This is a genomic window from Variovorax sp. P2_H12 (assembly GCF_056403395.1).
The window spans coordinates 45,092-52,592 of the sequence record NZ_JBFUFO010000042.1 but is presented as its reverse complement, the minus strand read 5'-3'; the positions used below and the strand labels follow the sequence as shown (position 1 = coordinate 52,592).

Annotated in this window: 7 protein-coding genes; 5 read left to right on the top strand and 2 right to left on the bottom strand. The window is 66.1% G+C overall.

Annotation, left to right across the window (positions count from 1 at the left end; genetic code table 11):
• The coding region (locus AC1DYK_RS28485) for a response regulator transcription factor (protein ID WP_478169354.1) at window positions 1-384 on the top strand (384 nt) is incomplete at its 5' end.
• A gap of 60 nt (window positions 385-444) precedes the next feature.
• On the opposite strand, the gene AC1DYK_RS28480 is transcribed toward AC1DYK_RS28485, so the two are convergent.
• Both AC1DYK_RS28480 and AC1DYK_RS28475 read right to left on the bottom strand, forming a co-directional pair.
• Complete coding sequence (locus AC1DYK_RS28480; protein WP_478169353.1) at window positions 445-1,848, bottom strand: patatin-like phospholipase family protein; 1,404 nt, start codon at window positions 1,846-1,848, stop codon at window positions 445-447.
• A 36-nt stretch (window positions 1,849-1,884) separates the two neighbouring features.
• A complete protein-coding gene (locus AC1DYK_RS28475; protein ID WP_478169352.1) occupies window positions 1,885-2,472 on the bottom strand; it encodes a hypothetical protein in 588 nt (195 codons plus the stop codon).
• A 261-nt stretch (window positions 2,473-2,733) separates the two neighbouring features.
• Between AC1DYK_RS28475 and AC1DYK_RS28470 the strand changes: the two genes are divergently transcribed.
• From AC1DYK_RS28470 to AC1DYK_RS28455, 4 genes are read left to right on the top strand one after another with little or no spacing between them, the layout of a single operon-like run.
• Window positions 2,734-4,533, top strand: a complete 1,800-nt coding sequence (locus AC1DYK_RS28470) for a di-heme-cytochrome C peroxidase (protein ID WP_478169351.1) — start codon at window positions 2,734-2,736, stop codon at window positions 4,531-4,533.
• Window positions 4,534-4,547: 14 nt separating this feature from the next.
• Window positions 4,548-6,053: a DUF4331 family protein gene (locus AC1DYK_RS28465; RefSeq protein ID WP_478169350.1), complete on the top strand. Its 1,506-nt coding sequence runs from the start codon at window positions 4,548-4,550 to the stop codon at window positions 6,051-6,053.
• Window positions 6,050-7,210 (top strand): tetratricopeptide repeat protein, encoded by a 1,161-nt coding sequence (locus tag AC1DYK_RS28460; protein WP_478169349.1) that lies wholly within the window; start codon window positions 6,050-6,052, stop codon window positions 7,208-7,210. The genes AC1DYK_RS28465 and AC1DYK_RS28460 overlap by 4 nt, the downstream gene beginning before the upstream one ends.
• Entirely contained in the window at window positions 7,200-7,481 is a 282-nt protein-coding gene (locus tag AC1DYK_RS28455) for a hypothetical protein (protein WP_478169348.1), read from the top strand. The genes AC1DYK_RS28460 and AC1DYK_RS28455 overlap by 11 nt, the downstream gene beginning before the upstream one ends.
• The last annotated feature ends 20 nt before the right edge of the window (window positions 7,482-7,501 follow it).

Below are 7,501 nucleotides of genomic sequence, written 5' to 3'. Positions count from 1 at the left end.
ATCGTCTTCATCAGCGGCCATGGCGACATCACGATGGCGGTCAAGGCGGTCAAGGACGGGGCCGTCGACTTCGTACAGAAGCCCTACCGCGAGCAGCAGTTGCTGGACGCGATCGACGAGGCCTTGCGCCGTGATGCCGGCATGCGGGCGGCGCCAGCCGCCGATGTGCATCAGGGCCTGGCCAAGCGCATCGCCGCCCTGACCGATCGCGAACGCGAGGTGATGTCGCTGGCGCTCAAGGGCTTGCCGAGCAAGGTCATTGCCAAGGAGCTCGCGATCAGTCACCGCACGGTCGAGCAGCATCGCAGCCGGCTGCTTGAGAAGCTCATGGTCAACTCGATTACCGATCTGCTGCGATTGAATCTCGAACTTTCGACCCAATAGCCACCGACAGTCGGCGGGTCGCGCCCGTCATCGATTCGCCGCCATCGCGTTTGCAGTGCTTCAGGGCGCAGCGGTCGCCGGCCCGGCTGCATCGGCCTGCGCTCGCAGCCCGGTCAGCAGGCGCTGATAGTCCGGGTTGTTGCGCAGCAGCTCCCGGCCGGTGGCAATCAACCGCGCCACCTGCTCCTTGTCAAGAACGAAGCTGGTCGGGATCTCGTTCAGAAAGCGGCGCAGCGGCGGATCGGGCACGTCCTCGAAGCTGAGCTGGATGAAGTACGAGCTCACCGGCCTTTCGGGCGTCGAGAGCTCGCGGGTCCAGCGCTCGAGGCTCTGCTGGGTCTGCCGAAGCGTCGCCACGTTGTAGCGATGCAATTGCACGTTGGTGACCGCGTTCATCGTCTGCCCGAAGGTCGGCGCCCGATTGCTCTCGCCGATGCCCGCCGGTGCATCGGCGGCAGCGTTGACCGAGATGATGGCGATGCGACGCGGCGTGGCGATGCTGAGCGTGCTGACGTATTTTTCGGCGCCGCCGGCCAGTTCGACGGCATCCAGCAGTGCGCGAAGGCCCAGGTTGTCGGTGATCCCGCCGTCGACGAACTGGGCGTACCTGTGCGTCACCTTGTTCTGGTAGGCGAGGTCGTCCTGCACCACCATGCGCAGGTAGACGTTGTCGCTGTTGCTGTTGCGCTTCTTCGCGGCGGCCAGCCAAGGCGGCATGCTGCTCGCGCAGCCACTGTAGTTCTCCGCCACCACCGGCCCGAAAATCACCGGCACGGCGCTCGAGGCCGTGACGGCGCGCGCGAGCGGGAAACTGCTCAAGTCCGAGCACAACAGGTCGAAGTATTCCTGGACAAAGGAGAATCGCCCGCCCGTGCTCAGGTCGGAACTGTTGATCAGGATCAGCGGCGCGCCGCGCCTGGCCAGGTCGCCGAAGGTCGCATCGCCGAACAACGATTGCTGGTAGTAGGCCACCGCCATCTCGGTGCGGCCATCGCTGCTGAACCAGCGCGTGGGGTTCAACAGACCACGCAGCAGGACGCCCTGGACGTCGCTGCGCAGAAACCGCTCCTCGTAGTCGACGAAGATGCGATTGCCGTAGAGGCCGTAGTAGGCCGATGTGAAACTGCCTCCGGACACTGAGCTGATGACGTTGATCGCCTCCAGCAGGCTCTGTTCCTTGCCGTCGATGCGCACGCGGGTGTCGCGCAGTTCCTGCATGACCCCGTAGGACAGGGCAGCGGCGCGCGTGCCGCCGCCCGAGAAGGCGACGGCCAGCGTCAAGTCGCCGGAATGTCGGGCTGGATTCCGGGCGAATTCGCCCAGTGAATAGACAGGGTCCCGGCGACCCTGCGCCAGTGGCGCGTTGTCGACCACGCCGTAGGTCGTGCAAGCGCCGAGGGCCAAGGTCATGACCAGCAGCAGCAGCGAACGCCGGCGCAGGAAGACCGCCGCCGCAGCCGTCATCTCGCTTGCCGATGAAGCTGGCTGTCTGGGATGCAGCTACCCCTTCCTCACCACCGAAGTGGCGATGGCCTGCGTGATGGTCATCTTCATCTGGTCGCCGACCTTGACGCCATTGAGCATGGCCGGGTCCTTCAGCTTCACCTCGGTGAAGTGACCGAACGGACCCCGGACCATCACGGTGCCCTTGGCCTGGTCGATCGCCCAGATGTTCGACACCATCGTCGTCTGCTTCATCGCCGCGCCGCCGGGCAACTGTCCGACCTGGGCGCGGTCGACGGCCGTCGTCGACGTGGCCATGCGGATGCCGTTGCCCGTCTGGAAGTCGAGCGCCACCGACTGAATGTAGGTCGCATCGACCATGTCGCCGACCTTCACCTGCGCCAGGTTCTTGACCCGCGGGTCGACCATCACTGCGAACTCATTGCCCTCCGGACCCTTGAGGGTCACGATGCGGTTCTTCTGGTCAATCGCCGTCACCTGCGCGGAGATCGAAATCTCTTTCAACATGTCCCGGACATCCAGCACCTTGGGGGTGGTCGAAGGCGTGCTCGGCTGCGCCAAGGCCGGCGCACCGAATGCCAGCGCCGAAGCCAGAGCGAGAACTGTGTAGTGGGCTGCTTTCATTTTTCAGGTTTTCCTTTCATGTCCGGGTAGCACGGACCGCTCGCGGGACCCATGCCAGATCAGACGACCTGATATCGCAGCGATCGCTCGCACCCCGCCCTGTGGATTTTCACGATTGCGACAAGGCGCGCCATCCGGACGGCCACGCAGAAACACGTACGTGGCTTAGGTGGGCACCGGGATAGGCCACCAGGTTTGCATGACGTAAAAACGGTCGACCCATCGAACCACACGATGACTTCTTCGTTCCCAGGAACTTCCATGCAGCTTGCCATTCGGCCCCGCGGGGCCAGGACCTTCGCCCTCTCATCCATCGCCGTCCTGCTGCTCGGCGTGGCACTCATGGAGCAGTCCGCAGCGCAGCCTACAGAGAGTGCGCCGGGGCCCGTGGTCTTCCTCGACCAGGGCTGGACGCCCGCCGAACGGGCCTGGTACTACCAGGTCTCTCAGGGCTCGGCCGTGATGTCCTACGACCTGTTCCTGAACCTCGAGGTGGCCGGCGGCCGGGAACTGTTCCGCTCCGACGCCAACAGCGACCGCTTCGGCCTGATCACCCAGCCTGCCGATCCGCAGAACAATCCCGATGCGCTGCCGATCGGGCTGAGCAAGACGATCGTCAAGAGGAAGGGCAGCAACGTGGAGGATGTGCAGGTCGGACTGACCTGCGCCGCCTGCCACAACGCGCAGCTGAACTACCAGGGCAAGCGCATCCGCATCGACGGCGGCGTTGCCAACGCTTTCGACATGATGGGCTACGTCAACGCGCTCGATGACGCAGTGCAGGCTACGTTGGCGGACAAGCAGAAATTCGATCGCCTGGCGACCCGGCTTGGCGCCATGAGTGCGGAGGCCAAGGCAGAGCTTGGCAAGCGCTTCGAGCGCGAGGCCGGCCCCATCCATTATTTTCGGTCGCGCACGATCGCGACCCCGACCATCTGGGGGCCATCGCGGATCGACGCGATCAGCGCCATCGTCAACCGGCTCGTGTCCACGGAGACCGAGATTCCGCAGAACCTGTCAACGCCCCTCGCGCCGACCAAGCCACCCTTCCTGTGGAATAGCCCGCAAGGCACGTGGACCCAGTGGCGGGCAGTGCAGAAGGATCCGATCGAGCGCAATCTCGTTGAAGCCATGGGCGTCTTCATGCCGATGAACCTGCATTCGAAGACGCCGGAGGAAGGGCTCTTCGATTCGAATGCGCTATTGCTCAATCTGCAACAGATCGAGAATCAGTTGACGCGGCTCGCACCGCCCAAGTGGCCCGAAGAGGTTTTCGGCCGCATCGACCGCCAGAAGGCCGCGGCCGGCAAGGCTCTGTTCTCGACCCATTGCGCGAGTTGCCACAACGCCTGGCCCTACACGTGGACTGCACCGAACAAATTCGGCAAGCGCTTCCTGGAAGTGGGCGTGGTCCCGCAGAAGTATGTCGGCACCGACCCGGGCCAGTTCGACAATACGCGTCCCTACTCCTTCACCGGCGCCATTGCCCCCTATCTGCCGGGACCCTTCAAGGACAAGGCCATGATTCCGACCGGCGCCCAGTACGCGCTCACCGTGAAGTTGGTGCTGGACAAGGCCTTGTCGCAGTTGAAGCTCAACGAAGAGCAGACCGCCAATCTGCATGGCTATCGCGACCTTCCTGTCGCTCGCCAGACCGAGGACGCGTACAAGGCCGCGCCGCGCGACGGCGTCTGGGCCACGCCGCCGTTCCTGCACAACGGCTCAGTGCCCAATCTCTACGAAATGCTGGTCCCGGCCAAGGAGCGGACCAAGAAGTTCTATGTCGGTCGCGAGTTCGACCCCGTCAAGGTGGGCCTGGACACCAGCGGCAAGAGCGGCAGCTTCCTGCTCGACACCGAGCTGCGAGGCAACTCCAATGCCGGGCACTCGTTCGAGAACGGGCCACGCGGCAATGGCACCATCGGACCGCTGCTGACGGAGTCGCAGCGCTGGGCGCTGGTCGAATACCTGAAGTCGATTCCCGAGGAACCGGGCCGGGTCACGCCCTTCGGCGGCCCGCCGAATGCGGTCACGGGGACCAGCAAGTGGTCTCGCCACTGAACGGAGGCTGAGGCATGTCCGACCACGTCGATGGCCCGCGCCAGATCGGTGACCCCTCGGCCGACCTGACCGATCTTTTTGCCTTCACCAGCCCGGCGGACCCGAACCGCACCGTGCTGGCGGCGAACGTGTTTCCGTCCGCCGGCACGCTGGCAATGTTTTCGAACGCGATCGACCACGCCATCGTGGTGCGCCGCCTGACGATCGCCGGCATGGGTGAGCAGACCAAGTTCAGATCGAGCGATCCGGAGCTTCGTTTCACTTTTCGCTTCGATGTGCTGGAGCGCGCCGCGGAAGGCAAGAGGCCGGTGCAGCGCGGCACTTGCACGCTGCCCGGCGGCCAAACGATCCGCTTCGTCGTCGACGACGAGAAGGGAGCGACCTCGGCCGACGGCACCTACCGCGTGTTCGCGGGGCTGCGCTCCGACCCCTTCTACCTGGCCTGGATCGTGGCCGAAATGAAGAAGTTTCCCAACTTGCTTCAACACGACAACGTGCTGAGCTTCCTGATCGAGTTCGACACGGCGCGCGTGCTCGATCCGGCGAAGGGTTCCCTCTTCGGCGTCGTCGCCGAGACCCTCCCGATACCGAAGCCCGGCGGCTTCATCGGCCACGAGCCGCCGCGCATCGACTGGGTCGGCCGCCCCGAGCAGACCAACATGCGGCTGAACAACAACGGGATGGCCGGCACCGACGACCTGCGCGACCTGTGGAACCAGCAGACGCCCTTCGCGATCTCGGAGGAGTTCATGCCCCTGTTCCGCAAGCGCATGGTCGACAGCCTGAAGAACTGGGACCTGCGCGACGGCAAGGCCGACTGGACGCCGGCGGCGCTGGCCGCCAACGCCAACATGTTCCTCGACGATTTCATGGTCATCGATGTCGCGAAACCGACCTCGGACACCAGCCACCTGGAGATCGAGAAAAGCACGCTCGCGGGCCGTCCGCACCAGACCGGCGGCGGCCGAACGGTGAATTCCGACGTCATCGACATCCTGCTCACGTGGATGGTGAACCACGACAGGGAGTTCCTGCAGGGCGGCTCGACCGGTGCGACCAAGCCGGGCACGTCGAGCTTTCCCTATCTGGCCTCCCCGAACGCGGAACTCCAGAACGTGGCCTTCTCCGTGGATCTCGCCGCACCGCCTGACCAGGTCTGGGCCCTCATCGGCGGCTTCGGCGGGCACTGGCATCCGCTGATCGCGAGCATCCGGTTGACCGGCACCGGGGTCGGTCAACTGCGCACGATCGAGACCATCGACGGCAAGCAGATCATCGAACGGCTCGACGCGGTCGACAACGCGCAGCGAAGCTACCGCTACACCTCGATCGCCGGCATCCCGGCCACGGACTACACCGGCATGCTGGACGTCAAGCCCAAGGGTAGCGGCAGCTCGGTCGAATGGCGCGTGCAGTACATGCCCGGCGGCCAGCCCGACCTCATCGTGAAGACCATCAGTTCGACGCTCCTGAAGGCCGGCCTCGAAAGCCTGAAGCCGCGCTTCGGGGTCCCCAAATGATCGCCGAACCCGATCTCGAGACCGGTCCTGTGCAGGCCACCGACGGCGCCATCGCCGCCATCAACCTGAGAAGCACGCTCGCGCAATCATGGAACCGCTTCTGGCAGGCGCCGCTGCGGTCGGGCATCGCCGAGGGCCTCATCGAGCAGGAACATCTCAACGCGCAGTTCCTGGGTGATCTGGAAGCCTACGACCGGCTGGAGCAACTGGCGGGTCACCTGCTGCGGCGGGATCCGGACTCCGCCCGCACGGCGCTCATCGAGGCCCAGGTCGCAGCATCGACCCATCGCTTCGCCCATGCGAGGGAATGCCTCGCACGAGCCACGCAGCGAGGCTGTCCCGCGCTCGACGCGGAGCGGCTCGCGATGAGCATCGACCAGGCCTGCGGCACATCGCTGGAAGCGCTGCTGCAACAGAGGCTGCGCCTCGCCGAGCGCCCGGGACGACTGGAGGACTGGGTGCCGCTGGGCTCCCTGCTGGCCGACCTGGGCGAATTCGACGCCGCGGAGCGCGCCTACTGCCGCGCGCTGGGCGCCTACCGCGATGTCTCGCCATTTGCGGTCGCATGGGTCTGCTTCCAGTTGGGTGTGCTGTGGGGTGAACGCGCGCCACAGGCCCAGACGGAGCGCGCGGCCCGTTGGTACGCCAAAGCAATCGACTACCTGCCCGGCTACGTCAAGGCACGCGTGCACCTTTCCGAGATCCACCTGGCCGAAAACCGCGGCGCTCAGGCTCGCGCGTTGCTGGTTCCGGCGCTCGAGAGCGGCGACCCGGAAGTCAGCTGGCGTCTTTCCGACGTGGCGCTCGCGCTGGGCCGGCCGGCCGAAGCGCAGGCGCTGACGGAGGCCGCGCGCAGCGGCTTCGAGCGCCTGCTGGCCAGGCATCCGCTCGCCTTCGCGGACCACGCGGCGGAGTTCTATGCCGGCAGCGGCGACGATGCGCGCCGGGCGTTCGAACTGACCCGCGTCGACCTCGCGAACCGTCCGACGCTGCGGGCCTTCGAGTCGGCCCATGAGGCGGCGATCCGGGCCGGCGAGGCACTGGAAGCCGCGGACATCCTGGCTGCGGCCCGCCAGCGCTGGGGAGCGACGCCCGCCTTCAGGCAGTCGCCGCTGGCCGCCCCGCCGCTACACCCGGAGACCGGCCATGCCGATTGACCGCAGGACCTTCGTGCTCGGCMGCGGCGCCGCKGCCGTCGGGGGCGCGCTCGCATCTCTGGGTGCGGTCGCTGCCGTCGATCGGATGGCCGGGCGGCTGCCGGCCGCTGCGGCAACTCCGATGCGCGACGTCGCCGCCGGTCCTTCGTTCGAGCTGCGGATCCTGGGATGGGATGCCAGCGGCGACCGCATGGCCCTGGCGTCGCCGCCGGCCGGCGACGCCGCCGGCTGGATCGCGATCGATTCGCAATGGCGGGGCGCGTGGCGCTGAGCCAAACCGACAAACCCGCT

Excerpts from the sequence above, each read along its gene's own strand:
- AC1DYK_RS28480 (WP_478169353.1), bottom strand. The coding sequence starts at position 1,848 with ATGACGGCTGCGGCGGCGGTCTTCCTGCGCCGGCGTTCGCTGCTGCTG.
- AC1DYK_RS28475 (WP_478169352.1), bottom strand. The coding sequence starts at position 2,472 with ATGAAAGCAGCCCACTACACAGTTCTCGCTCTGGCTTCGGCGCTGGCA.
- AC1DYK_RS28470 (WP_478169351.1), top strand. The coding sequence starts at position 2,734 with ATGCAGCTTGCCATTCGGCCCCGCGGGGCCAGGACCTTCGCCCTCTCA.
- AC1DYK_RS28465 (WP_478169350.1), top strand. The coding sequence starts at position 4,548 with ATGTCCGACCACGTCGATGGCCCGCGCCAGATCGGTGACCCCTCGGCC.
- AC1DYK_RS28460 (WP_478169349.1), top strand. The coding sequence starts at position 6,050 with ATGATCGCCGAACCCGATCTCGAGACCGGTCCTGTGCAGGCCACCGAC.